Origin of the sequence: Aeromonas eucrenophila (assembly GCF_000819865.1) — a bacterium.
Classification (GTDB): Bacteria; Pseudomonadota; Gammaproteobacteria; order Enterobacterales; family Aeromonadaceae; genus Aeromonas; species Aeromonas eucrenophila.
Genome location: NZ_CDDF01000006.1, coordinates 19,360 through 45,046, shown reverse-complemented (window position 1 = coordinate 45,046; position 25,687 = coordinate 19,360). Strand labels below are relative to the sequence as shown.

Below are 25,687 nucleotides of genomic sequence, written 5' to 3'. Positions count from 1 at the left end.
AAATCGGCGTAAAAAGCGAAGATATGGGGGAGGGATTGAATGGAAAAACCCGGCCTTGGCCGGGTTTATAAAGGTGGGGAGGGGGACTTGTCGTCTCGCCGAGCCAGGCACCAATCAAGGGCCCGGATCGCGGCGAGGTGTCATGGCCGAGCCTGCTCGATCAGGGTATCCGGACCGAGTATCTGCGGCAGCACCTGGGGATCCCCTTGGCCCGGCTCGTACCAGAGATAGAGGGGCACGCCAGAGCGCCCCTGCTGCGCCAGGAAGGCGGTGATCTCGGCGTCGCCATTGGTCCAGTCACCGCGCATCACCTGCACCCCCGCCTCGGCAAATGCCTCGGCAGTGGCGCCGCGCTCGATGGCGACCTGCTCATTGACCTTGCAGGTCATGCACCAGTCGGCGGTGAAATAGAGGAAAACCGGCTTGTCTCCCGCGCGCAATTCAGCCAGCTTTGCCTGGCTAAACGGGATCTCGCTGGTGGGGGGCGCAGGGCGCGCCGCGCCGCTCGTTATCTGACTCACGCCGAGGCCGATCGCCAGCAAGGTCGCCAACACGGCGGGCAGCCAGGCGGCCGGTTTCATCGCCCGCTGGCGCAGGCCGGTCAACCAGAGTCCGAATGCCAGCAACATGGCACAACCCAGGGTCGCGGTCAGCTGGTTGGTCGATACCTGCTGGCCGAGCACCCACATCAGCGCCAGGGTCGTCAGGAACATGGGCACCGCCAGGAGATGGCGCAGGGTGGCCATCCAGGGCCCGGGTTTGGGCATCCGGCGCTGCAGGGCCGGAATAAAGCCGAGCAGCAGGAAGGGCAGCGCTATGCCGAGCCCGAGTCCGGCGAACACCTGCATGCCGGCCAGCGGGGGCAGGACCAGTGCCGTCCCCAGGGCCGCGGCCATGAAGGGGCCGGTGCAGGGGGTGGCGACGAAGGCGGCCAGCACACCGGTCCAGAAGGCCCCGAGGGTGCCGCCGCTATTGGTCAGCTCGGCGCCGGCATTGATGGTGCCGAGCTCAAACAATCCGGCCAGGTTGAAGGCGATGATGCAGGTCAGCAGCAACAGCAGCAGTATCATGCGCGGGTCTTGCAGCTGGAAGGCCCAGCCGATCTGGGCGCCACCGACCCGCAGGGCAAGCAGCACGCCCCCCAGCACCATGCACATCGCCATCACGCCGACCGTATAGGCCACCGCCTCGCGGCGAGCGGTGCCGGCACTGGCGCCGGAGCGGGCCAGGCTCAAGGCCTTGAGGCTGAGGATGGGGAAGACGCAGGGCATCAGGTTCAGCAGCAGGCCGCCGACGATGGCACCCGCCAGGGCCAGCAACAGGGTGGAGATCCCCTCATCTTTTCCCTCCACCCCGGCCTCATGCCGTGCGCTCAGATCCAGCCCCAGGCCATGGCCCAGCGCCAGGGTGGCTTGGAATGCATCGCCCAGTTTGGGCCCGGCCTGGGTCTCGATCATGAGCAGGTCGCCGTGGCGCTCGAAGCGTTGGGGCGCCGCATCGACAATGGCTTGTCTGGTGGCGGAGAACAGGTGTGGCTGCGCTATGTTGACGCTGGCGGGCAAGGGCACCTTGAGGCGCAGGGTCTCGCCGCTGCGGGTAAAGGTGACGGCGGTGGCGAGGGGTTTTGGTAGCGCCTGGCGCCACCTGGCGAAGTCGGCGGCCAGATTGGGATCCGGCTCGCCATGGCCGACCTTGAGGGTAGTCTGCAAGGAGGCCCGCTCGGGCACGCAGGCGTCGTGGCGGCAGGCAAGGTATTGCATCTCAAGCCGGATCGGCAAGAGGGTACCGAGGGGGACGTCCTCGGCTATGGTCAGCTCGGCCAGGAGTGCGTAGGGCTGGCCGTAGACATTGTTCATCATGCCGTCGATCAGCAGCGTCTCCGGCAGCGGATAGGCCGGCTCACCGACGCTGACCCCCGCCGGCAGTTGCCAGGTCAACCTGGGGGCCAGGCCGACATCCCCGGGTTGTTTCCAGTAACCGTGCCACCCCTCTTGCGGCGTCATGTGGATTGCCAGCGTGGTGCTGGCGTTGGCCGCCGGGGTGGGGCTGGCGGCGATCAGGGAAGATGCGATCAACACCTCTTCACTGCCTGGCATCTCGGTTGCCATCAGCGTGGTGGGGGTGAGATGCAGGCAAAGAGCGAGCAGCAACGACGTCAGCGACAGTGATTTCATAGGTATCTTGATGAGGGAGAAAAGATAACACCAACCCGGTGAGGCCGGGTTGGTGTCCATGCGGCCAGCCGTTACTTCAGGCTGTTGACCGCCTCGGCCAGCTTGGTGTCTTGCGGGTCCAGGATATGGGTGACGCGGCCCTGGCCATCCAGCAGCAGCACGCTCGGGATGTCGCGGATCCCGAAGGCTCGGAACAGGGAATCATCCTCGTTCAGCGCCAGGGGCAGGCTGCTGGCGGTGGTTTTCTGATAGTCCTGCAGATCGGCGGTCGAGACCCAGAGGCCGGATGAGATGCCCACCCAGTCGATGTCTCGCTTGCTGGCCATCAGCTGCTCGACCTCTTCGCGTACCCGCTGGCAAGCCTTGGCGGTCTGCGGACGGCTGTCGGCCAGGTAGGATTCACACCAGGGGGCAAAGAAGACGAGGGCCCTTGGCTTGGCAGGGGCGGCGAAATCGAGTCGGGTGCCGTCCAGCAGGTTGATGCCCAGGCCGGTGACCCTGTCGCCCACGGCAAAGGCAGGGGCGGCGGTGGACTTGTCGGCTTGAACGGCCGGTTGCTCGCCTTCCGCTATCGCCTGTTGCAGCGCGGTATGCAACTCCTGATTGTCCAGATGGCCGACGTGCATGATCCGGCCATCTCGACCGATCACGACGTGCTGTGGCGTGACCCTCAGGTTCAGGGCGGTCGCCAGGCTGCCGTCGTCGATGGCTATAGGCATGGTCAGGCCGAGCTGCTTGCGGTAGGCGCGGATGGAGTCGGCATCGTCGGAGAAGCCGGTGTTGACCGCGATCACCGCGATCTGATCGCCAAATTTCTGCTGAATGGCCTCGAAGCCGGGCATCTGCTGGCGGCAAGGCACACACCAGGTTGCCCAGAACTTCAGGTAAACCGGCTTCTTGCCATAGAGCTGCGCCAGATCGATCAGCTTGCCATCCAGGGTTGCCAGCTTGGCCGCCGGGGCCGGCTGGCCGATCAGGGAGGTGCCGGCGCTCTTTGCGCGTCGCTCGCCTTCGGCGTCATAGCTGTCGTCTGCGTAGCAGAGCTGAGCCGTGCCCAGCAGGAGCAACAGGGTGGCGAGCGGTTTCATCAGGGTAGAGAGGGCGGAGAGTCGCAAGACGGGTTCCTTACTTCAGAGTGCAGATTGTTGATGGTTTTATGATTAATTGTACTATGTCTAACGGTGCATCCATAAGGACCATGAAGTTGCATTTTAACTGTACCATTCACGGCAACAGGCCAGCCGACAGCGGCCGGCGGTTGTCCTCCCAGCATGTGAGCAGAATGCTATGAACGATTTACCCATAGAGCTTCGGCGCGAAGCCGGTGTTTCCCTGGTCGATCAGATAGTGGCGGCCATTGGCCAGGCGATCCGTCAGGGGCGGCTTTACGCCGGGGCCAGGCTGCCTTCCTGGCGGGATCTGAGCACTCAGCTCGGGGTGGCGCGGGGCACTGTCCGTGCTGCCTATGAGCGCCTGATCGACGAGCAACTGATCGTCTCCCGTGGCGCGGCGGGCACCTTCGTGGCGCACTGCTTGCCGGCGCCCCAGTCGCCGGACATCAGCGGCTTGAGGGCCCCCTTGCCCGGCATCTATCAGCCACCGTTCAGCGCCATCCCCCTGGTGTTCCAGATCGGCGTCCCGGCGTAGGACGGCTTTCCTGGCAAGCTGTGGGCCAGGATGGCGAGCCGCGCCGCCAGTGAGGCCGCCATGGCGGCGGTCAGCTACCCCGATCCACGGGGGGAGCTGGCCCTGCGCACCGAGATCGCGGCCCATCTCTCGGTTGCCCGTGGGTTGAGCTGTTCCCCCGCCCAGATCATCGTCACCTCCGGCTACAGCGGTGCGCTGGGGCTGCTCAGCCATGCGCTGGATCTGAAAGGCAGGTCCGCCTGGATTGAAGATCCGGGCTATCCACTGCCCCGGATGGCGCTCGCCATGATGGGAGTGGAGGCGGTTCCCATACCGGTCGATGAACAGGGCCTCGACGTGGACGCTGGCATGGCCCTGGCCGCCAACGCGGCGCTGGCCATCGTCACCGCCGGTCAGCAGGCCCCTCTGGGAATGACCATGTCCCTCGCTCGTCGCAACCAGTTGCTGGCGTGGGCGGCCGGCAGCGGCGCCTGGATCATCGAAGACGACTACCTGAGCGAGCTGCAACTGGTCGGCCGGGCGGCCCCGGCGCTGGCCTCGCAGGACAGCCATGGCCGGGTCATCTATGCCGGTACCTTCAGCAAGACCATCAGCCCGGCGCTGCGGCTCGGCTTCGTGGTGGTGCCTCCGGCGCTGGCCAACCATGTGGGAGATGTGGCTGCCGCCCTGGCGCCCGCCACCTCGGTTGCCAGCCAGCTGGCACTCGCGGAATTCATGCGCAAGGGGCATTACCTGCGCCACCTGCGCAGGATGAAACGGATCTACCGGGCACGGGCGGCGGCGCTGCAACAGGCCCTGCCGGTGCCGGCCGAGGCGATCACCATGGCGGGGCTGACGCTGCTGCTGCATCTGCCGGAGGGGGCCGATGATCTCGATATCGCCCGTCAGGCACAGGCCTTCAGGTTGGCGCCGGCACCGCTGTCCAGCTGGTATGCCGATCCGGCGCAGGCTCGACGCGGCTTGCTGCTCGGTATCACCAATCTGCCGGAGGAGGGGCTGGAGGCGTGTTGTGCATGTCTTGCGGATCTGGCCGGATTCGGCGGAGGGGAGGAGCTGGTGGAGTGAGCATCGTAACGCTGTGATTAACGCAGAGTGACGAACCCTTCTGCGCTGGTGGGGTGGGTATCACAACGCAGTTATTAAAGCCGGCCTGATTTCAGGCCGGCTTCATGTGTGATTAACGCATGGTGACAAACTCTTCCGCGCTGGTGGGATGGTATTGCAACGCAGTGATTAAAGCCGGCCTGATTACAGGCCGGCTTCAGGTGCGATTAACGCATGGTGACGAACTCTTCCGCGCTGGTGGGATGGATGGCGACGCAGTTGTCGAAGTCCGCCTTGGTGGCTCCCATCTTCATGGCCACACCGAAGCCTTGCAGGATCTCGTCCATGGCGAAGCCGATGCCGTGCAGACCGACCACCTTCTCCTCTGGCCCGACGCAGACCAGCTTCATGCGGGTGGGCTGGCGGTGCTGGGTCAGGGCCGAATACATGGCGGTGAACTGGCTGCGATAGACCTTGATCTGGCTCTCGCCATACTCGGCGATGGCCTCAGGCTCGGTCAGCCCTATGGTGCCGATGGGCGGGTGGCTGAACACCACGGTTGGCACCAGATCGTAGTTGAGGTGCTCGTTCGGCTTGTTGTTGAACAACCGCTCCGACAGGCGACGGCCGGCGGCGACGGCCACCGGGGTGAGCTGGATGCGGCCGGTGTTGTCACCCACCGCATAGAGGTTGTCCACATTGGTGTTCTGGAACTTGTCGGTCGGGATATAGCCCTTGTCATCCAGCGCTATGCCGGTGGCAGAGAGGTTGAGCTTGTCGGTGGCCGGGGCACGGCCGATGGCCCAGATCAGGCAATCGACGGTGAGGTGACGGCCATCTTCCAGCTGCAGGGTCAGGCTATCGTCGGCGTTCTTGATCACCGCCTTGGGCACGGCGTGGGTATGCAGCTTGGGGCCTTCGGCGGCCATGATCTCCACCAGGGTCTCCTGGATCATGGGATCGAAGCTGCGCAATGGGCCCTGCTTGCGCACCACCAGGTGGGTTTCAGAGCCGAGCGCCTGCATCACACCGGCGATCTCGACTGCGATGTAACCGGCACCGACTACAGCGACCCGCTTCGGTTGTTCCTGCAAGGCGAAGAAACCGTCTGAGTCGATGCCGAGCTCGGCGCCGGGGATGGCCGGCACTTCGGGGTGGCCGCCGGTGGCGATCAGTATGTGATCGGCGCTGTATTGCTCACCATTCACTTCTACCGTGTTGCTGTTGACGAAACGGGCGAACCCCCGGATGACGGTAATCTGGTTCTTGCCGAGCACGTTCTCGTAGGACTGATGAATGCGGCTGATATAGGCCTGACGGGATTCCACCAGCTTGGCCCAGCTGAAGTGGTTGAGTGTGGTGTCGAAACCGTAGTCGGCGCCATATCTCAGGGCATCGGCGATCTGGCCGGCATACCACATGGCCTTCTTGGGGACGCAACCCACGTTGACGCAGGTGCCGCCCAGTGCCTTGGCTTCGATCAGGGCGACTTTCTTGCCGTACATGGCCGCCCGGTTGGCCGAGGCGATGCCGCCGCTGCCGCCGCCGATGGCGATGTAGTCAAAATGCTGTGTCATGGTAGGTTCTCCGCTTGTGAAAAATGCTGTCACAGCATGATGGGGACAAAGGCGCCGGCCCACAAGGGCCGGTGCTCAGTTCTGCTGGATGGGCAGGCGGATATGGAAGTGGGCGCCCAGGCCGGGTTCGCTCGCGCAGTGGATGCGGCCGCGCAGCAGCTGCACCACCAGGTTGTAGATGATGTGAGTGCCGAGCCCGCTGCCGCCGTGGCCCCGCTTGGAGGTGACGAAGGGATCGAAGATGCGCGGCAGTATCTCGGGGGGGATGCCGCGACCGTTGTCGCTGTAGTCGATGATCAGCTCATTGTCCTGCTGTTCCACCCGGATGCTGATCTTCTTAGGCCTGTCCCAGCCATCGAAACCGTGGTTGATGGAGTTGAGGAGCAGATTGGAATAGATCTGGGTGAAGCTGCCGGGGAAGGAGTAGAGGGTCAGCTTGGGATCGCATTGGATGTCGACCTCGCACTGGGCCTTCTTGAGTTTATGGCCGAGGGAGACCACCACCTGGTGCAGGTTGTCGGCCAGGCTGAAGTTGTAACGAGCCTCGGACGACTGATCTACCGCCACCTGCTTGAAGCTGGCAATCAGCTCGGAGGCGCGTCTCAGGTTGCCCTGCAGCAACTGCATGGATTCATCCAGATTGACCGTGAATTCATTCAGATAGGAGCGGGAGAGCTGCTTGGCCTCGATGTGCTGCTTGAAGTCGGCCACCTGCTCCTGCAGGTAGGAGGAGGCGGTCACGCTGATGCCGATGGGGGTGTTGATCTCGTGGGCCACCCCGGCGACCAGCGAACCGAGCGAGGCCATCTTCTCCGATTCCACCAGGGTCTGCTGGGCCTGTTTCAGGTCGTCGTAGGCCTTGCCCAGCTGATCGTTGGCATCGCTCAGGCGGCGGGTGCGCTCGTCCACCTTGCCTTCCAGCTGCTCGTTGAACAGGGTGATCTCCCGCTCTACCTTCTTCAGGCGGGTGATGTCATAACCAAATCCAATCAAATACTTGAGGTTTGGACCTTCGTAGAAGGGGGCGAAGGTCCACTGTAGGACGAGTTCGTTGCCCTGCTGATCGTGCATGATGATCTCCCTGTCTTCGAGGGAGCCCTGTTCGGCGAGCAGGGTGCCCAGCTCGGTCCGCTGCTCCTGGCTGACGAACAGATCCAGCCAGTTGTGCTGCAACAGCTCCTCATGGTGATAGCCGGTGAGCAGGATGGCGGCAGGGTTGATGCTGGCGATGGTGAGATCCGGCTCCATGCAGCAGATGACCATGTTGGCCGAGTTGATCAGGGTGGCGGAGAAGTCCCGCTCCTGCTGAAGCTGTTCGGCCGCCTGATGACGGGCCGTGAACTCATCGTTCAGCCGGGTGCGCATCTGGTTGAGGGTCGCGGCCAGCGCATCGAATTCGTCGGGGTGCTTGCGGGGCAGGGTACGGCCTTCCAGCGTCAGCTCCACCGCGAGTCGATCCAGGTTCAATTTCTGGGCGTAGTTGACGATGCGATTGATATGACGGATCACCAGGTAGTAGATGATGATCAGGATGCAGAAGGAGACGACCAGGGTCTTGATGGTCTGGCTGACCAGGATCAGCACGGATTTCTCGATCAGCCGCTGGTAGATCTGCTCGAGGGAGGCGGCGACAAACAGCTTGCCGACGATCTCGCCCTGATAGGTGAGGCTGAACTCCCGGGAGATGTCGTATTGCTCTTTTTCCACCCCCTGGGTCAGCAGCGGCACTTCCGAGTTGCCGAGCATCTCCTTGACCATCACGAACTGCATGTTGGGCAGGTTCATGATGCCTTCGATCTGCACCTTGACCTGTTCTTCATCCAGGTTCCATAAACTGGCGGAGATGGGCTGCAGGAAGGAAGCCTCGATCTGATCGATGCTCGCCTCTATGACGGTCACATCCTTGTTGTAATCCCAGGCGAGCTGCAACACCGTGATGATCATGGCCAAGACGGTACTGCATATCAGAATGTAGGAGAGCAGACGGTAAGACAGTCCGTTAAGGCCGATGGCCTTGGAGAAGATTCCTGACATGGCATCCTTGCGGTCTGGATTGAGTGCGGTTTAGTGTAACTGCTTCATCTACCTATGTCGTGTGTCATAAAACGGATAAAAATAAGGCCCCTTTCGGGGCCTTATTTGTGCTCGCGAGGAGGGATTAGTGATTCCCTTTCGCCTTGGCCGGAATGGATTCATCGAATTCCGGCAGCGGTTTGTGCTCGGAGGCCAGGTAGGTGTAGATCACCGGCAGCACGAACAGGGTGAACAGGGTGCCGATGGCCAGACCCGCCACGATCACGATGCCGATGCTGAAGCGCTGGGCAGCGCCTGCACCCGCGGCATAGAGCAGCGGGATGAGGCCCGCAATCATGGCCGCCGTGGTCATCAGGATCGGGCGCAGACGCACCTTGGCGGCTTGCATCACCGCCTGCATCCGGTTCATGCCGTGCAGCAGTTGCTCTTCCTTCGCCACCTCACAGATCAGGATGCCGTGCTTGGTGATCAAGCCGACCAGGGTGATGAGGCCCACCTGAGAGTAGATATTCATGGTGGCCAGTCCCCAGGCCAGCGCGATCAAGGCGCCGCTGATGGCGAGCGGGACCGAGACCATGATGACCAAGGGGTCACGCACGGATTCGAACTGGATCGCCAGCACCAGGAAGATGATGGCAAGGGCCAGGGCGAAGGTGGCGTACAGGGCGTTGCCTTCGGTCACGAACTGGCGGGCTTCCCCCATGAAGTCGTAGCGATAGCCTTGCGGCAGCTTCTCTTCTGCGGTGGCCTTGAACCAGTTGATCGCATCACCCATGGCGACACCCGGAGCAGGAACTGCGCCTATGGTGGCCGAGTTCAGCTGGTTGAAGTGGGGCAGGGCACGGGGCTCGCCCACCACTTCGATGCTGATCAGGCTGCCAAGGGGGATCGACTTGCCATCGGCGGCACGCACGTAATAGCCCTTCATGGATTCAGGGTTCATACGGAATTTGCGTTCCACCTGCGGGATCACCTCGTAGGAGCGGCCATCCAGATCGATCCGGTTGACGTAGCCATCCGCCATCATGGTGCCCATGGTGACGCCTATGTCCTGCATGGTGATGCCGTAGGCACCCGCCTTGTCCTTGTCGATCTTGATCTTCATGGTGGCGGAGTCGTAGTTCAGATCGAGATCCGAATAGACGAACTGGCCGTTGGCCTGGGTGGCCGTCAGCATCTCACCGGCGATCAGGAACAGGCTCTCGAAGCTGTTCGGGGTGGTGATGACGAACTGGATGGGCAGGCCGCTCGAAGCACCCGGCAGTTCCGGGAACTGGAAGGTGGTGATGGCCATCCCGGGGATGTCCGTCACCAGACCGGCTACCCGATCCAGTACCTCTTTCTGGCTTGCCTCACGCTCGCTCCAGGGGACCATGGAGGCGATACCGAAGGCCTGGTTGGCGTTGAACACCCCGGAGAAGACCTGGGAATACGCGATCTCGGGCTGCTTATCCAGGATCTTGTTCACGTCCGCCATGGTGTTTTCGATGTAGTCCAGGTTGGCATTGGAGGGTGCCGTCCCCAGCACGGCCATAACCCCCTTGTCCTCCGACGGCGCCAGTTCACTCGGGATGAACTTGAACAACAGCGGCAGGCTGCCGAACACGATGACGGCGAACAGCACCACCACGATGCGTTTCTGCATCACGGCGTGCAGCATGCGGTCGTAGCGATCCGTCATCCGATCCAGCAGGTGGTGCACCGTGCTCTCGAACTTGTTCGGCTGTTCATTGGCCTTGAGCATTTTGGCGCACATCATGGGCGACAGGGTCAGGGCTATGATGCCGGAGACGAAGACCGCCCCCGCCAGGGTCAGCGCGAACTCCTTGAACAGGGAGCCGGTGATGCCCCCCATCAGAGCGATAGGCGCATATACCGCGGCCAGGGTGACCGTCATGGCGATGACAGGTACGGCGATCTCACGGGTGCCTATGATGGCCGCCCGGAACGGCTCTTCCCCCTCCTTGATGTGACGGTCGACGTTCTCCAGCACCACGATGGCGTCATCCACCACCAGACCGATCGCCAGCACCATGGCCAACAAGGTCATGAGATTGATGGAGAAACCGAACAGGTCCATCATCATCACCACGCCGATCAGGCTCAGCGGTATGGTGATGATGGGGATGATGACGGCGCGGAAGGAGCCGAGGAACAGGGTGATCACCACCAGTACGATGGCGGCCGCTTCCAGTATGGTCTTGATAACCTCGTTGATGGACTCGTTGATGGCGATGGTGGAGTCATACAGCACGTTGGTCTGCAGCGTGCTCGGCATGTTGCTCTTGAGGCTCGGCAGCAGCTCCATCACATCGTGGGCGATGGTGATGGGGTTGGCGGTCGGCGCTGCGTTGACCGCAAGCACCACAGCTTCCTTGCCGTTGGCACTGGCACGGTAGATGTCGTGGCTCTTCTCCAGGGTCACCTTGGCGATGTCGGAGAGGCGGATCACCTTGCCATCCCGGGTCGCCACCACCAGCCGTTTGAGTTCACCCGTGTTGCTGACCTGGGTCTCGGCGTTGCCGTTGAACAGGGTGAAGTAGCCGGTCGCCTGGCCAGTTGCAGACTGATAGTTGTTGCTGTTGAGCACCGTCATCACGTCACTGGAGGTCAGGTCGAAGGCCGCCATCTTGGCCGGATCCAGCCACACCCGCAGGGCAAACTCGACCCCGCCGTAGATGTCGATCTTGGAGACCCCGCCCACGGTAAACAGCTGGGGCTTGATGACCCGCTCCAGGTAGTCGGTGATCTGGCTGGAGTTCAGCTCGGGGCTGGTGAAGCCCATGTAGAGCACCGCAGTGGTCGAACCGGTGGAGGAGGTGACCGAGGGGTCTTCCGCCTCTTTGGGCAACTGGGAACGCACCGAGTTGACCTTGGCCAGGATGTCGGCCAGGGCTGCGTTGGGATCGGTGTTCAGCTTCATGTACGCGGTGACGGTGGAGCTGCCCAGCTGGCTGGAGGAGGTCATGAAGTCGATGTTGTCGGCTTGCGCGACCGCCTGCTCAAGGGGCTGGGTGATGAAGCCCTGGATCAGGTCAGCACTGGCACCGTAGTAGCTGGTGTTGACCGTGATCACCGTGTTGATGACTTCCGGATACTCCCGCACCTGCATCTTGAAGATGGCCTGGAAGCCCAGCAGGGCTATCAGGAAGCTGAGCGAGATCGCCAGCACGGGCCTTTTTATGAATATGTCAGTAAATCGCATCGCAGATCTCCGCGCTTACAGCATCGGGGTTTGTGCCGGAACGGCAAGGGCATCGTTGTCGACTACGCGCACCTTGGTATCGTTACTCAGGCGAACCTGACCCGACAGCACGATTTCATCGCCGGCCTTGAGGCCCGACAGCACATGGACATCATTGCCGCGACGCTCACCCGCCTTGACCACCACCTGCTTGGCACGCTTCACGCCGTCCGCCTCGTGGATGACGTAGACGTTCTCACCATACAGAGTGAAGGAGATGGCGGATTGCGGGATCACGATCTGATCCTTCACCGTGGGCAGTATGATGCTGGCACGGGCAAACATGCCGGAGCGGAGCTGGCCATCGTTGTTCGGGATGTCAGCCTGCACCTGGATCAGGCCGCTCTGATAGTTGACGGCCGGTTCGATGGCGGTGATGTGGCCGTCAAACTGGGTATTGGGGTAGGCATCCACGTTGATCTTGATGGTCTGGTGCAGGGCAATCTTGGAGATATCGGTCTGGGGCACGGTGAAGCGCAGGCGCATCACGCTGGTGTCTTCCAGTCGCACTATCTCGGTACCCGGTTCCAGGTATTGACCGAGGAAGACGTTGCGCAAGCCCACTACGCCACCGAAGGGCGCACGCACTTCGCGACGGGCTATGGTGGCCTTCAGACTCTCGATATCCGCCTCCAGCGAGCGGTAGCTGGCTTCGGCGTCATCCAGCTGATCCCGGGAGATGGAGTTCTTCTGGTACAGGTTCTGGTAGCGCTCGAACTTGGCCCGCGCCGCTGGCAGTCTGGCCTGGGACGATTGCAGGTTGGCCTTTTCCACGCTGGAGTCCAGGCTCAGCAGCAACTGATCCGCCTTGACCGGATTGCCCGACTCAAAGCTGATGACGTCTATGGTGCCCGCCAGTTCACTGGAGAGGGTGACCCCTTGCTTGGGCTCGATGAAGCCGATGGCATCTATGGTCGGAACCCAGTCTTGCGCCTTGGTCACCATGGCGGTGACCGGGAACTCAGGCTCTGGTCGATTGGCCATGAACTCTGCGATCTTCTTTTGTTTGAACATATTGAAGCCGATGACACTGCCAAACAAGGCGAGCGCTATCAGCAGCATGATGGCCATCCACTTTTTCATGAACAGGCTCCTGTAGTGGAAATATGAGGGTTTAAAATGGCATTCCAGCTGGCCCGGATCACCGTCTCCAACTGTTCTTGCGTCAATACAAAATCGTGAACCCGGCGTTGTTGTGCCAAGTTGGCCACGCAATCCAGACTCAGCGCCTGCAGCACCAGGACGGGTAAATCGATAAACAGTCCTTGCTGGCGTCCCCGTTCGAAGAAGCGCTCAAGTGGCGCCCAGGTTGCCATTATGACCGGATCCCGCTCCAATTCAGCCCCCAATGGAGAACTTTCGTACTGCAATTTGCATTTGAGGGCATTGGGGTAGTGGGTAAAGATGGCATCGATGTTGAGCCACAGGCGTCGATACTGCCGATATGACACCTCTTCTATCTGCACATCCTCCATGACCAGCGGATGACACTTCAGAATGGTGTGCAGATAAAGTTGGCGGATCAGGTCATCCTTGTCGCTGAAGTAGCGGTAGATGGTGCCTGCCGCCACCTTGGCCTGCTTGGCAACCGCGGCAACGGAGAGACCATAGAAGCCCTGCTCGCCGAGGATCTCGTGCGCCGCCTCGAAAATGCGCTCTTTTTTATCCATGACTCTGCTGATCACAATGAATGAACGTTCATTCATTCTAGGTGGAGAAGCAAGCAAGTCAAGGATGAGAATCGGTTCCCTGCCAGATGAGGGCACAGAAGTGGGCCGAGTGAGAACGATTCTGGCCGAAAGCGGAGAGAAGAGATATAAAACTGTACAAAGCGACGCAAAAACAATCGGTTGATTCATTTCGATAAAAAAAGAGTGGACAAGGTGGGCACCATCATCAATAATGCGCCCCGTTCGACAGCGTAGCGCCCGTAGCTCAGCTGGATAGAGCGCTGCCCTCCGGAGGCAGAGGTCACAGGTTCGAATCCTGTCGGGCGCACCATAAAACGTGCGCCAGTTAAGCGGGCGTGTTGTGGAACGAAAACAGCTGTGGTGGCTGTAGCTCAGTTGGTAGAGTCCCGGATTGTGATTCCGGTTGTCGTGGGTTCGAGCCCCATCAGCCACCCCATTTTAAAGCTGTTTTACGGCATGTTAGGTATGCGAAGGTGGCGGAATTGGTAGACGCGCTAGCTTCAGGTGTTAGTGCCCCCCGGGTGTGAGGGTTCGAGTCCCTCTCTTCGCACCATACTTGCTGTATGATGAAGGTGACCATAGGTTATCTTGGTAGTTGAAAAAAGAAGTACCCCATCGGTGATTAGCGCAGCCCGGTAGCGCATCTGGTTTGGGACCAGAGGGTCAAAGGTTCGAATCCTTTATCACCGACCACATTTGAAAACCTCGCTTCGGCGGGGTTTTTGCTTTTCTGCGATTTGCTCTCCCTCTCTGTCACGTCTTTTTACACTTCTGTTGGCGCCTGTTCGCCTGGAGTTCGTTATGCTGGGGGCCGGACTACCCAAGTAGTGGACTTCATCGAACACTTTCAGGCACAAGGTCACATGTATCCTCATCCAATGCTCTTTCAAGCCTGCACCCTGGCGCTGGTGGTCATGACCCTCGGCGGTTGTGCGTTGCAACCCAAGCCGGAGGCATTGCTGATGGGGGCGGCCCCCAAGTCGACCGCCCCCCCCTCGGCGGCCCTGGTGACCGATGGCGGCTTCTGTGTGGCCTTGAGCGAGAAGGGCGGTCTGCTGACTCAGCCCTGTGATCGGAGCCCCCGCCAGCAGTTCGAGTGGGATGCGGGCGCCTTGCAGCTGTCGGAGCATTGCTTGATCGCCAGGGGCAGCGACGATCTCGTCATGGCGGATTGCCAGGATAACAGCCACCAATGGCAGTGGCAGGCGGATCGCCTGTTCAACCGGCAGGTCTCGCTCTGTCTGGATGTGGCCGGGCGTCGTCACCAGCCCGGCACGCCGCTGCGGCTGGCGGAGTGTTACGGCGGTGCCAACCAGAGTTTTGAGTGGCAGCCAGCCACCAGCCTGCTGGAGCGGCTGGCACTGCCCAACCTCGCCTGGTAAGAAACGCGAGGGGCAGGTCCGCCGTTCTGGATGAAGAGAGGCGATGAGCAGATGTGAAAAGGGTGGTCATGCGACCACCCTTTTGCGTTTCTGGCGAGGAGATGAACGGGATCAGGCGACGCTGGGGGCGAACAGCTGCTCCAGGTAGACGGCGACGCCATCCTCGTCTGAACTCAGGGTCTGCTCATGCTCAGGCAGAGCCAGCTTGAGGCGATCGTGGGCGTTGCCCATGACCACGCCACGACCCACCATGCTCAGCATCTCGAAGTCATTCATGCCATCGCCGAAGGCGACTGCCTGGGACATCTCCAGCCCATTCTGGGCCAGCACGGCGCGCACGGCGTTGCCCTTGTGCACGCCACCGTGCATCACCTCAAGGCAGTCCGGCAGGGAGAAGGTGACATTGAGCCGATCACCATATTGCTGGTTGAGCCGGGTCTCGATCTCGAGCAGCTTCTCGTGATCGCCGATGTAGAACACCTTGTTGATCTTGTCCATCGGGTGCGTGGCGAGGTCGGTCAAGCGGTAGGCGAAGCCCGACTCTTCGTGGAATTGCAGCATCTTGGGCATCTCTTCCTCCACCAGCCACTCGTCGCCGTAGTAGACGTTGAGGTGGATGGAGGGATCCCGTTCCAGGGTGATCAGCTCGGCGGCCACCGAAGCGGGCAGCGCCTGATTGAAGATCAGCCGATCCTGCTTGTCGTGCACCACGGCGCCGTTGGAGGTGATGAGATAGATATCGAGCCCGAGCGCATCGCGGATACCGCGCACGTCCACATGATGGCGACCGGTGGCCACCACGAACTTGATCCCCTGATCGACCAGGCGGTGCAGGGTGTCACGGGTGCGGGGGGAGATCTGGTGCTGCTTGTTGAGCAGGGTGCCATCGAGATCGGATACAACTACCTTGAACATCATTACCTCGGCATGAATGGAATGCCGGGGCAGTGTACCCCAGCGTGTTACCTCACCCCATTTATTTAGGGATCCAAAAAATAGCCAGTATCCGCGCTAGAAACGAGCGAAGAACGCCAGTGTCGCGGTCAGCGCGGGCAGGCGCTGGGTATCTGCCTCAACAAACAGCTCGTGCCAGGCTCCCTCGATGCGCAGCGGCTTGCCCCCTTCACAACCAGCCCTGGTGCAGAACTCGTCCTGGGCCGCATTGTCGACGATGCCGTCATCCCCCGCCTGTATCAGCAGCAGCGGAGTCTTGATCTTGTCCGCCTCGGCGATGGCGGCATCCCCAGCGGCGATGCCCTCGCGGATCCAGTGAGCCGTCACCCCGCCCAGCTTGATCTGCGGCCGCTGCTCATAGAGCTGGCGGAACACCTGATAGCGTGGCTCGCTGTGGCTCAGGCCGTTGTCGGCGAAGTCGTGGGAGACATAGCCCCCCTGGCCCGGTCCGTAGGGCGGCTCGCCCCACCAGCTGCCGACCGTGTCCATGGTGGCTGCCAAACCCTTGGCCAGCCATTTGGGCAGACCGCCGAGATTGATGCCCAGCATGGGGGAGGAGAGCACGGCCGCCTTGATGTCATCTGGCCAGCGCTCCAGATAGCGCGCCGAGATGGCGCCTCCCATGGAGTGGGCCAGCAGGAACAACTTGGCGGGCTTGTCCGGGACTATGACCTGATCGTGGAACTGCTTCAGATCCACCACATAGTCGTCGAAGTCGCTCACATAACCCTTCTCGGGATCCGCCAGCATGCGGCCGGACAGCCCCTGACCGCGGTGATCGATGAGGTAGAGGCTGTAGCCCTGGCGCCACAGATCCCAGGCCAGCTCCTGATACTTGAGGTAGCTCTCGACCCGGCCGTTGACGATGAGGATGGCTCTGTCCACCTTGGCCTGGCGCAGGGCGGCGTAGCGGATGCTCACGCCGTCCTTGCCCTTGAACTCCCCTTCTACCGCATGGTCGCGCCAAAAATCGGGCAGGGTCTGCTGGTGGAGGGCGGGGACGTCGGCTTCCACGGTGAGTTGATAGGGATTGTCCACGGCGAGGGCTCCGGCAGAAAACAGGGTCAGGGCCAGCAAGGGCAGGCAGTTAAATTTCATCGGTGGGTTGCTCCCTATCCAGAGGGTCTTCCTGTTGCGCGGCCCAGCCCTTGCGGGTCAGCTGCATCTGCTGCCACCAGCTCTCGTCCGCCAGGATCTCACCGGCCGGGCCGAGCTGGGGGTAGGGCATCTCTTTCTCTTTGCAGAGTTGGGTATAGACGGGGTAGCCCCCCTCGAACAAGATGCTGTTCTGCTCGTCGAGGCTGAGGGGGCAACCGCGCTGGTAGCAGCCCGCCAGCTCGCGTTGGCGTTGGGCCTCGTACAGGATGGCGGCGGCGGCCACCGAGACGTTGAGGGACTGCACCATGCCCACCATGGGGATGACGATATGATGATCGGCCAATGCCAGCGCCTCCTCCCCTATGCCGTGCTTCTCCTGGCCCACCAGTATGGCGGTGGGTCTGGTGTAGTCGATGGCACGAAAGTCCACCGAGCTCTCCGAGAGGTGGGTCGCCAGGATCTGCATGCCGGCGGCTTTCAGCTCGCCGACCGCGGTGCCGATGTCCGGGTGCAGCTTCACATCCACCCAGTTCTGGCTGCCGCGGGCGGTGCCCTTGCGGGGGTGGATGGAGGTCTTGGGCCAGACTGCGTGCACCCGATGGATGCCGATGGCGTCCGCGGTGCGCACTATGGCGGCCAGGTTGTGAGGCTTGTGAACCTCTTCCATGCAGACGGTCAGGTCGAGCTGGCGCATGGCCAGCATGTCGGAAATCCGTTTAAAGCGTTCAGGTGTCATATCAGTTTCTATGCAGTGGGGCTCGGGCATGCAGGCGGTCAGATCGCGCTGACACCTGGCCAGTATGGTGAAGAGGCGGTTAACGCGCCCGGGCGCCAGGGTTGTCTCTGTAAAAGCAGCAGGCGGCTTGCGCCGCCTGTGTTCAGTTCTTCTGTCGGCTCACCCTGAGCACGTTCGGCATCACCCGGATCTTGCGCATGATGTTGGCAAGGTGGATACGGCTCTTGGTGGTGATGAGCAGGGTGACCAGATAGACGCGGCCATCCTTCTCCTCGGTGCTGATGGCGTGAATGTTGGCGCCGGTGGCCGCGATCACGTTGGCCAGCTCCGCCAGCGCCCCTTGATGGTTGATGATCTCGATGCTGATGCCGGTGCGGAATTCCTGCTCCTGCTCCTTGTCTACCTCCCACTGTACCGGCAGATACTTGTCCGGTTCGCGGCTGTAGCCCTTGATGTTGCGGCAGGACTCCTGGTGGATCACCAGGCCCTTGCCCGGGCTGATGTGGGCGATGATGGCGTCCCCCGGGATGGGGCGGCAGCAATTCGCGAAGGTGACCAGCATGCCGTCGGCACCCTTGATCGGCATCTTCTTGCCGGTGGACTTGGGCTGCTCTTCCGGCGGCAGTTCATCCCCCAGCATGCGGCGCGCCACCATGACGCTCATGGCGTTGCCGAGGCCCACGTCGGCCAGCAGGCCCTGCAGGTTCTCGTGCTTGGTGTCGGCAAGCACCTGCTTGATGCGCGGCTCCGGGATGTCTTCGATGTTCTTGGCGCCGAGGGCATGGTTGAGCAGGCGACGGCCCAGCACCACCGACTCCTCGGTGCGCAGGTTCTTGAGGAACTGGCGGATCTTGGAGCGGGCCTTGGTGGTCACCACGAAATTGAGCCAGGCCGCGTTCGGACGGGCGCCGGGGGCCGTGATGATCTCCACCGTCTGACCGGAATGCAGCGGGCTGCTGAGCGGGTAGGGATGGCGATCGACCCGGGAGCCGACACAGGCGTGGCCGATGTCGGTGTGCACCGTGTAGGCGAAATCCACCGGGGTGGCGCCGGCGGGCAGCTCCATGATGCGGCCCTCCGGGGTGAACACGTAGATCTCGTCGGGGAAGAGGTCGGTCTTGACCCCTTCGATGAATTCGAACGAACTGCCGGCACTCTGTTGCAGCTCCAGCAGGCTCTGCATCCAGCGTTGGGCGCGGATCTGGGCCGTGGTGCCCGAGCTGTCGCCATCCTGCTTATAGGCCCAGTGGGCGGCAACCCCCTTGTCGGCCATCTGATCCATGAACTCGGTGCGGATCTGCACCTCGACCGGCACCCCGTGTGGCCCCACCAGGGAGGTGTGCAGGGACTGGTAGCCGTTGCTCTTGGGGATGGCGATGTAGTCCTTGAAGCGGCCGGGACGGGGCTTGTAGAGGCTGTGCATCTGGCCCAGAACCCGGTAACAGGTATCTATGTCCTTTACCCTCACGCGAAAGGCATAGATATCCATTACTTCGTGAAATTGCAGTTCTTTCTTCTCCATTTTGTTGTAAATGGAGAATAAATTCTTCTCGCGGCCGCTCACCTGGGAGTCGATGCCGGCCTCTCGCAAGCGTCCTTCAATCTCGCTCTGGATGGAGTCGATGATCTCGCGGCGATTGCCACGGGCACGGCGCACCGATTCCCGCAGCACCCGGGAGCGCATGGGGTAGAGCGCCTCGAAGCCGAGCTCTTCCAGCTCGTTCTTCATGGTGTGGATGCCGAGCCGGTTGGCGATGGGGGCGAAGATCTCCAGCGTCTCGCGGGCGATGCGGCGACGCTTGTCCGGCCGCAGTGAGCCCAAGGTGCGCATGTTGTGGGTGCGGTCGGCGAGCTTGATCAGGATGACCCGGATATCCTGGGTCATGGCCATCATCATCTTGCGGAAGTTTTCGGCCTGGGCTTCCTTGCGATCGCGAAACTTCAGCTTGTCGAGCTTGGAGACGCCGGACACCAGCTCGGCGACGGCATTGCCAAACAATTCGGCCAGATCGTCTTTGGTGACGGGGGTGTCTTCGATGACGTCGTGCAGCACGGCGGCCATCAGGGTTTCGTGGTCGAGGCGCATGTCGCCCAGGATCCGGGCCACGGCAACGGGGTGGGTGATATAGGGCTCGCCGCTGGAACGCATCTGTCCCTGGTGAGCATCACGGGCCACCACATAGGCTTGCCTGAGCTTCTCGACCTGCTCGGAAGGCAGGTAGGAATTGGCTATTTCTTTAAGATTTTCAAATAAATACAAGACAGTCCCCGCAGTGGCGAAACAGCAATTCGTGGAATTGAGGGTATGTCTCCGAGTTTGCGAGGTTTTCGAGCGGTTGTAAATGGGGAGAACAGTCGGCACCCAGGCGGGTGCCAACCGGAAGAATGACTTAACCGCGGCCTTCGGCGATGGCAGCAACGGCAGCCAGCTCGGCGGCTTCCTGCTCTTGCTGCTCGTAACGGTCCTGGGTGTCCATCACTTGATTGTTCACCAGACCCAGCTCGATCTCGCGCAGGGCGATCACGGTCGGCTTGTCGTTCTCTTCGTCGACCAGGGGATCTTTACCTTGTACCGCGATTTGACGGGCGCGGCGCGCGGCGACCAGCACCAGGTCAAAACGGTTACCTACCTGTTTTACAGCATCTTCTACAGTAACGCGTGCCATGCAGGACTCCAGTGTTTGGGCTTTCTGTGTTGAAAAAAGCGGTGTTTAAAAATGACGCAAAAGTTTACTTGTTTTTGGACTATTCTGCCAGCAACTGTTGCAGCAAGTTTTGTTGGGCCTGCTGTTGCTGGTGCAATGCCAGCCGCTGGCACTCGATGATGGCCCTGAGCTGGAACAGCGCCTGCTCAAAGTCTTCGTTGATAATGACATAGTCATACTCGTCGTAGTGCACCATTTCGGCAATGGCTTTCTCCATCCGTCCCTTGATCACCTCGGCACTGTCCTGGCCGCGTCCGATCAGGCGTTGCTCCAGCTCGGCGCGGCTGGGAGGCAGGATGAAGATGGACTTGGTCGGCATCTGCTCGCGGATCTGGCGGGCACCCTGCCAGTCGATGTCGAGGAAGACGTCGATGCCCTGGGCCAGGCAGGCCTCGATGGCGGCGCGGGAGGTGCCATAGTAGTTGCCGAAGACCTCGGCCCACTCCAGAAAGTCGCCGCGCGCGATCAGCGCCTTGAACTCTTCCACCTGCACGAAGTGATAGTGCACCCCGTTCTCTTCCCCCGGGCGCATGGCGCGGGTGGTGTGGGAGACCGACAGCTGCATCTTGCCAGCATCGTTATGCTTGGTCAGCAAGGCATTGATCAGGCTGGACTTACCCGCCCCGCTCGGGGAGGAGATGATGTAGAGAGTGCCTTGTTGCGCCATGTCTGTACCTTTAAGCGATGACAGTGTTTTGGTTGTAGCAGAGGCTGCCGTCTTGTGCCCGATAAGGGAGACAGTCGCTCGCAAAACACGGAAAAATCAGAATCAGGGGGATCTAAAGGCGGCGAATTTTAGCAGATGGTGGCGGATAAAAAAACGGCCGGAATCATATTCCAGCCGATCAAAGTATTCGTAGCTTGCTGCGGGAGCGTCACCCACAGGCTGCTATTCTGCCCCTGGTGCGGGAGATGGGCCAGCAGATTATCCCAGCCTCAGGCTTCGGAATTCCCGAGTCTTTCACCGCCTGGCAGTCGATATTCCAAACAGATACGGTCGAAGGCGGCGATCACCCGCTCGCTGGTTATCTTGCTCATGGCGTCCGGATCCTTGAGGCGGGTGCGCCAGCTAAGCTCGGCCAGCGGCTTGCCGGTCTCCTGCTCGATGAGTTCCTGATAGACGCTGACCGCATGGTCGCGGCACAGATAGGGGCCGGTACGCGCCGGATTGTGGTGGGCGTAGAGGCCGATGACAGGGGTGCCGACCAGGGTCGCCATGTGGGTGGGGCCCGTATCCGGTGCCAGCACCAGACTAGCCTCGGCGATCAGTGCCAGCAGCTGTTTGAGGTTGGTCTGGCCCACCAGATCCACCGGCTTGCTGTGGCTGAGCCGGGCTATCTCTGCCGCGAGATCCCGCTCCAGCTTGGCCGGACCGCCGCAGAGGTAGACCTGAAAACCCTTGCCGGCGGCGTGATCCGCCAAGGCGGCATAACCTTCGGCGGTCCAGTTCTTGAACGCCTTGCTGGCGGCGGCGCAGATGAGCAGGGTGGGTTTGCCGGCTACCTTCTCCCTGGCCCACTCCCTGTGTTCGGCACTGATGGGCAATTGCCAGTCCGGCGTCAGATCCCGGATGCCCAGCTCCTTGGCGAAGGCGAGGAAGCCGTCGAGCACATGAGGAGAGGCGGGCGAGGGCACGCGCTGGTTGGTGAACAACCACTGACCGTCGCTGGCGCGTTCTTTATCGAAGCCGAGTTTGACCTTGGCCTTGATGCCGAGGGTGGCGATGCTGGCCCGCAGGGCGGCCTGCAGGTGCAGCAGGGCGTCGAACTGGCGGCCCTCGAGCCTCTGCCACAGCGCGCGATAGCCACGCCAGCCCTTGCTCTTGTCGAAGGCGATGACCTCGACCCCGGGCAGGTCGGCAAAAAGTGTCGCTTCAATCTTGCCGGTGATCCAGGTGATGCGAGTCTCTGGCCACTCCCGCTGGATGACGCGCACCAGCGCCAGCGCGTGGCAGCAATCCCCGATGGCGGAGAGCCGCAGGATGCAGATGGAAGAAGGTGGCGTTTGGAACAGCGGCATGATGTGGCGCAATGGTGGCAGAATGGATGGATGGCATTATGCAAACTCCCTTGTGGATTGTAAAATCGCACCCGCTGGCATGCCTGACCGGCACATTCTTCATGGATTGATGCATTGCGCCCAACTATCGACCGGAATCTTCAGATGTTGACACAGACCATCCATAACCAGATCTGCTGGTATGCCGAAGGGGCCTTCCGCGACCCTTCCCCCGAATTGTTCGATCCGGCCTGGTGGCAGACCCATCGCCAGGTGGTGGGCTCCGCCATCGGTCGCGGGGTGACCTGGTTTGTGAAGGATGAGTCGCGCCACCTGGTGCTGCGCCACTATTACCGCGGCGGCATGGTGGGCAAGCTGGTGCGGGATCGCTTCTGGTTTGAAGGGGTGGAGACCAGCCGCGCCATGGCCGAATACCGCCTGCTGGCCAGGCTGAGCGAGCAGGGACTGCCGGTGCCGCGCCCGTTTGCGGCGCGCATGGTCAAGCAGGGTCCCTTCTATCGTGCCGACATCCTGATCGAGCGCATCCGCGGCGCCAAGGATCTGGTGGCGCTGCTCAAGCAGGGCAGCATCGCCGGCGAGGTGTGGCACAAGGTCGGCCAGACGGTGCGTCAGCTTCATGATGCCGGCGTCTATCACGCGGATCTCAACAGCCACAACCTGCTGCTCGACAAGGAGGGCAAGGTCTGGGTGATCGATTTCGACAAGGGGGCTATCCGCTCCCCCGGCAGCTGGCAGCAGGCGAACCTTGAGCGGTTGCTGCGCTCCTTCACCAAGGAGTCCCAACTGCACACCAGCTTCCACTTCGTGCCGGAAAACTGGCAGGCGCTGATGTCTGGTTATCAGGGCACCGCGGGCTGAGTGCCAGCGGTATGTTGGCTTCCAATTCGTGTTGGAGACCGATGGTGGGCTAGTAGGGAAAAGCAGGCCGAGCCTGTTGCTCGGCGGGAGCGCCAATGCTACTTATTTGGGCTGATATTTGGATCCGGTTTCGAGGCGTGTGATGGAAAGAGATGTAACTCCCTGGGTTGAGACCGTGACCCGGCTCGATATGTCCCTGATGGCGCAAGCCATGGCGATGCTGGAGGCCGGGATCTGGGTCTGGTCGGCGGAGCTGGGGCTGAGGCGCGATCCCTCCTGCCTGGCACTGCTGGGGCTGGAAGGGGATGAGCTGGATGACCTCGGCTGGCTGGCACGGGTGCACCCGGACGATGCCACCCGGCTGGAAGAGGCCGTCAGGGCCTGCCAGAGCGGCCAGGGTAACGGGCTGCGCCTCGAATACCGCATCTTGCACCATCAGGGCCACTACCTCCGGCTGGAGGAGCGGATACAGCGTGATGGACAGGGTCAGCTGTTGGGGGTGGTCCGCCATCTCGATCCGGCCGCCCCTCAGGCGGACGAACGCCACCACACGGACCCCCTCACCGGTCTCGAGAGCCGCAGTTACTTCGAGCTGCTGCTGGATGAGCGGTTGGCGCACGAGAGCGGCAGCTTCTGCCTGCTGCAATTCACAGTGGATCACAGCAGCAAGATATTGCAGCTGTTTGGCGAGGTGGCCTGCGATGCCATGCTGGCGAAGCTGGCTCGTATAGTGCGCCGGGAGCTGCGCCGGGAAGATCCCTTCGCCCGCTGGGACGAGGATGGCTTCATCCTGATGCTGTCCCAGACCGATCGCCTGAGCGGTCTGGAGATCGCCGAGCGGCTGCGCCTCGAAATTGCCGATGCCAACCTGCTGCCTGAGCGGCCGGTGACCGTCAGCATCGGGCTGGTACAGAGCCAGAGCGCCGAGCAGATCGATCACCTGCTGGCCCGGCTGGCCTCCTGTCACGGCCAGGCCAAACGGGAGCACAACACCGTCATCGGTTGATTTTTAGTCAGCGCTCACTCACCGGATGATGCCGGTGGCTCAAAGAAGGCCTGCATCGGCAGGCCCATCGGTCGGCTGATCGTCAGTTCGCTTTATGCGCCGGCTGACGCTGACAGACCCAGAGAGAGGCCAGCATCAGCAAGCCGCCCAGTGAGATCCTGAGCAGGTCTGCATCCTTGCCCCAGAGTACCAGGTTGACCAGCAGACCGGCCGGGATCAGGGCGTTGTTCATGATGGCCAGCACGCCGCTGCTGACCAGGGTCGCGCCCTTGTTCCACAGGAAGTAACCCAGCCCGGATGCCCCCACCCCCAGCCAGAGCAGAATGCCCCATTGCAGGTTGCTGGTCGGGTATTGGGGTTGGCCCAGCAGCAGCCAGGCGGGCAGGGCGATCACCAGGGCGCCGAGATAGAAGCAGCCGAACACCGCGAGCTGGGGGGGCTGTTCCTTCTCCCGCGCCAACAGCACCTTGTAGCCGACCTGGCCGATGGCGAAGCAGATGTTGGCCCCCTGCACCACCAGGAATCCCATCACATAGCTCTCGGTCAAGCCATCGAAGCGGATGACGGCCGCCCCCAGCACGGCGAGCAGGGCGCCCCACAGGTAGGTCGGCTTGAATCTGGATTCCAGCAGATCGTGGATCAGCGTCACGTAGATGGGGGTGAAGATGGTGAACACCAGCACCTCAGGCACCGTCAGCAGCAGGAAGGAGTGGTAATAGAACAGATACATGATGCCGAGCTGGGTGGCGCCGAGTGCCATCAGCTTGACGACCAGATCGGGTCTCAGCCAGCGGCGGCGCAGGAAGGGCAGAAACACCAGGCTGGCGAGAGCGATGCGGGTCAGCACGGAGAAGTAGGCATCCACCTGGCCGGCGAGGTAGACCCCGATCAGGCTGAAGGAGAAGGACCAGAGCAGGGTGACCCCTATCAAGTAGTTCATGTGATTGAATTGTCGTCAGTTGTCAATTTGGAGGGCGCTATGATGGCCGAGTTGGAAGGCGCGATCCAGCGTTTATGGGCACTGTTGCCACAGATCGGAGCATTTGCCTTCGAGGCGAGCAACGGGGTGGGCTCCGCCACCGACTGGAACGGGCGGGGGGAGGGAGAGGTGCTGGTGACCGATCATCAGAGGGGTTGGCTGTTTGCCGAAGCGGGTCGCTATACCACGCCCCATGGCCGTGAGCTCGCCATGCACAACAGTTTCTGGTGGCGGCGCAGCGAGCGGGGGATCTCGCTCTCCCATCTGCGCCACGGGGCGCCGGTCCTGCTGTTTGAGCTGCGACCCGGGCCGGACGGGCGCTGGCTGACCGCCGAGCCCCATCTGTGCGGTCAGGATCACTACAGTGCCGAGCTGACCCCCTTGCCGGGCGGATTCAGGCTTGGCTGGCAGATCACAGGCCCGCGCAAGAACGAGCGGCTCGAGTATCGCTACCTGCGAAGCGGGGAGGAGGCATAAAAAAACCGGCGCAGAGCGCCGGTAGAGGGGACAAATCGGAGGTTTTTTTAAAACGGTCCCAA

Annotated in this window: 21 protein-coding genes and 4 tRNA genes; 10 read left to right on the top strand and 15 right to left on the bottom strand. The window is 61.7% G+C overall.

Annotated elements, in window-relative coordinates; translation table 11 throughout:
* Positions 1 to 140: 140 nt before the first annotated feature.
* On the bottom strand, positions 141 to 2,174 hold the full coding sequence (locus tag BN1124_RS08720; protein WP_052445581.1) for a protein-disulfide reductase DsbD family protein: 2,034 nt from the start codon (positions 2,172 to 2,174) through the stop codon (positions 141 to 143).
* Between the two features lie 71 nt (positions 2,175 to 2,245).
* Positions 2,246 to 3,289 carry a TlpA family protein disulfide reductase gene (locus tag BN1124_RS08715; RefSeq protein WP_197066198.1) on the bottom strand — a complete coding sequence of 348 codons (1,044 nt, stop codon included), beginning with the start codon at positions 3,287 to 3,289 and terminating at the stop codon, positions 2,246 to 2,248.
* Positions 3,290 to 3,461: 172 nt separating this feature from the next.
* Here BN1124_RS08715 and BN1124_RS21545 point away from each other — a divergent pair, with 172 nt between their 5' ends.
* Complete coding sequence (locus BN1124_RS21545) at positions 3,462 to 3,821, top strand: GntR family transcriptional regulator (protein WP_197066197.1); 360 nt, start codon at positions 3,462 to 3,464, stop codon at positions 3,819 to 3,821.
* 30 nt (positions 3,822 to 3,851) lie between these two features.
* Complete coding sequence (locus BN1124_RS08710) at positions 3,852 to 4,886, top strand: aminotransferase-like domain-containing protein (protein WP_197066196.1); 1,035 nt, start codon at positions 3,852 to 3,854, stop codon at positions 4,884 to 4,886.
* A gap of 206 nt (positions 4,887 to 5,092) precedes the next feature.
* On the opposite strand, the gene gorA is transcribed toward BN1124_RS08710, so the two are convergent.
* From gorA to BN1124_RS08685, 5 genes are all read right to left on the bottom strand, one after another.
* A complete protein-coding gene (gorA, locus tag BN1124_RS08705) occupies positions 5,093 to 6,442 on the bottom strand; it encodes a glutathione-disulfide reductase (protein WP_042641063.1) in 1,350 nt (449 codons plus the stop codon).
* Positions 6,443 to 6,517: 75 nt separating this feature from the next.
* On the bottom strand, positions 6,518 to 8,476 hold the full coding sequence (locus BN1124_RS08700) for an ATP-binding protein (RefSeq protein WP_042641061.1): 1,959 nt from the start codon (positions 8,474 to 8,476) through the stop codon (positions 6,518 to 6,520).
* 124 nt (positions 8,477 to 8,600) lie between these two features.
* Entirely contained in the window at positions 8,601 to 11,681 is a 3,081-nt protein-coding gene (locus tag BN1124_RS08695; RefSeq protein WP_042641059.1) for a multidrug efflux RND transporter permease subunit, read from the bottom strand.
* Between the two features lie 15 nt (positions 11,682 to 11,696).
* Positions 11,697 to 12,803: an efflux RND transporter periplasmic adaptor subunit gene (locus tag BN1124_RS08690; protein ID WP_042641057.1), complete on the bottom strand. Its 1,107-nt coding sequence runs from the start codon at positions 12,801 to 12,803 to the stop codon at positions 11,697 to 11,699.
* Entirely contained in the window at positions 12,800 to 13,390 is a 591-nt protein-coding gene (locus BN1124_RS08685) for a TetR/AcrR family transcriptional regulator (protein WP_042641055.1), read from the bottom strand. The genes BN1124_RS08690 and BN1124_RS08685 overlap by 4 nt, the downstream gene beginning before the upstream one ends.
* Positions 13,391 to 13,644: 254 nt before the next feature.
* Here BN1124_RS08685 and BN1124_RS08680 point away from each other — a divergent pair.
* From BN1124_RS08680 to BN1124_RS08660, 5 genes are all read left to right on the top strand, one after another.
* A tRNA-Arg gene (locus BN1124_RS08680) sits at positions 13,645 to 13,721 on the top strand.
* A gap of 50 nt (positions 13,722 to 13,771) precedes the next feature.
* Positions 13,772 to 13,847 (top strand) — tRNA-His (locus BN1124_RS08675).
* Positions 13,848 to 13,878: 31 nt separating this feature from the next.
* Positions 13,879 to 13,964 (top strand) — tRNA-Leu (locus tag BN1124_RS08670).
* Between the two features lie 63 nt (positions 13,965 to 14,027).
* Positions 14,028 to 14,104, top strand: a tRNA-Pro gene (locus BN1124_RS08665).
* 185 nt (positions 14,105 to 14,289) lie between these two features.
* A complete protein-coding gene (locus tag BN1124_RS08660) occupies positions 14,290 to 14,793 on the top strand; it encodes an RICIN domain-containing protein (RefSeq protein ID WP_042641138.1) in 504 nt (167 codons plus the stop codon).
* Between the two features lie 111 nt (positions 14,794 to 14,904).
* Here BN1124_RS08660 and BN1124_RS08655 read toward each other — a convergent pair whose 3' ends face one another.
* From BN1124_RS08655 to BN1124_RS08625, 7 genes are all read right to left on the bottom strand, one after another.
* Complete coding sequence (locus tag BN1124_RS08655) at positions 14,905 to 15,708, bottom strand: Cof-type HAD-IIB family hydrolase (RefSeq protein WP_042641136.1); 804 nt, start codon at positions 15,706 to 15,708, stop codon at positions 14,905 to 14,907.
* Positions 15,709 to 15,804: 96 nt separating this feature from the next.
* Positions 15,805 to 16,845, bottom strand: coding sequence for an alpha/beta fold hydrolase (locus BN1124_RS08650; protein ID WP_042641053.1), 1,041 nt, complete (start codon positions 16,843 to 16,845; stop codon positions 15,805 to 15,807).
* On the bottom strand, positions 16,835 to 17,581 hold the full coding sequence (gene trmH, locus BN1124_RS08645; protein WP_042641051.1) for a tRNA (guanosine(18)-2'-O)-methyltransferase TrmH: 747 nt from the start codon (positions 17,579 to 17,581) through the stop codon (positions 16,835 to 16,837). Before trmH ends, BN1124_RS08650 begins: the two co-directional genes overlap by 11 nt.
* 142 nt (positions 17,582 to 17,723) lie before the next feature.
* Positions 17,724 to 19,841 carry a bifunctional GTP diphosphokinase/guanosine-3',5'-bis pyrophosphate 3'-pyrophosphohydrolase gene (gene spoT, locus BN1124_RS08640; protein WP_042641049.1) on the bottom strand — a complete coding sequence of 706 codons (2,118 nt, stop codon included), beginning with the start codon at positions 19,839 to 19,841 and terminating at the stop codon, positions 17,724 to 17,726.
* 130 nt (positions 19,842 to 19,971) lie between these two features.
* Positions 19,972 to 20,247: a DNA-directed RNA polymerase subunit omega gene (gene rpoZ, locus BN1124_RS08635; protein WP_005307060.1), complete on the bottom strand. Its 276-nt coding sequence runs from the start codon at positions 20,245 to 20,247 to the stop codon at positions 19,972 to 19,974.
* A 79-nt stretch (positions 20,248 to 20,326) separates the two neighbouring features.
* Positions 20,327 to 20,953: a guanylate kinase gene (gene gmk, locus BN1124_RS08630; RefSeq protein WP_042641044.1), complete on the bottom strand. Its 627-nt coding sequence runs from the start codon at positions 20,951 to 20,953 to the stop codon at positions 20,327 to 20,329.
* Positions 20,954 to 21,222: 269 nt separating this feature from the next.
* Positions 21,223 to 22,305 carry a glycosyltransferase family 9 protein gene (locus tag BN1124_RS08625; protein WP_042641134.1) on the bottom strand — a complete coding sequence of 361 codons (1,083 nt, stop codon included), beginning with the start codon at positions 22,303 to 22,305 and terminating at the stop codon, positions 21,223 to 21,225.
* A gap of 144 nt (positions 22,306 to 22,449) precedes the next feature.
* Between BN1124_RS08625 and BN1124_RS08620 the strand changes: the two genes are divergently transcribed.
* Together BN1124_RS08620 and BN1124_RS08615 are read left to right on the top strand one after the other, a co-directional pair.
* Positions 22,450 to 23,163: a 3-deoxy-D-manno-octulosonic acid kinase gene (locus BN1124_RS08620; RefSeq protein WP_042641042.1), complete on the top strand. Its 714-nt coding sequence runs from the start codon at positions 22,450 to 22,452 to the stop codon at positions 23,161 to 23,163.
* Positions 23,164 to 23,305: 142 nt separating this feature from the next.
* Entirely contained in the window at positions 23,306 to 24,169 is an 864-nt protein-coding gene (locus tag BN1124_RS08615) for a sensor domain-containing diguanylate cyclase (RefSeq protein WP_042641040.1), read from the top strand.
* 82 nt (positions 24,170 to 24,251) lie between these two features.
* On the opposite strand, the gene BN1124_RS08610 is transcribed toward BN1124_RS08615, so the two are convergent.
* Positions 24,252 to 25,109 carry a carboxylate/amino acid/amine transporter gene (locus BN1124_RS08610; protein WP_042641038.1) on the bottom strand — a complete coding sequence of 286 codons (858 nt, stop codon included), beginning with the start codon at positions 25,107 to 25,109 and terminating at the stop codon, positions 24,252 to 24,254.
* 42 nt (positions 25,110 to 25,151) lie between these two features.
* On the opposite strand from BN1124_RS08610, the gene BN1124_RS08605 reads away from it, so the two are divergent.
* Positions 25,152 to 25,625 (top strand): DUF6314 family protein, encoded by a 474-nt coding sequence (locus tag BN1124_RS08605; RefSeq protein ID WP_042641132.1) that lies wholly within the window; start codon positions 25,152 to 25,154, stop codon positions 25,623 to 25,625.
* The last annotated feature ends 62 nt before the right edge of the window (positions 25,626 to 25,687 follow it).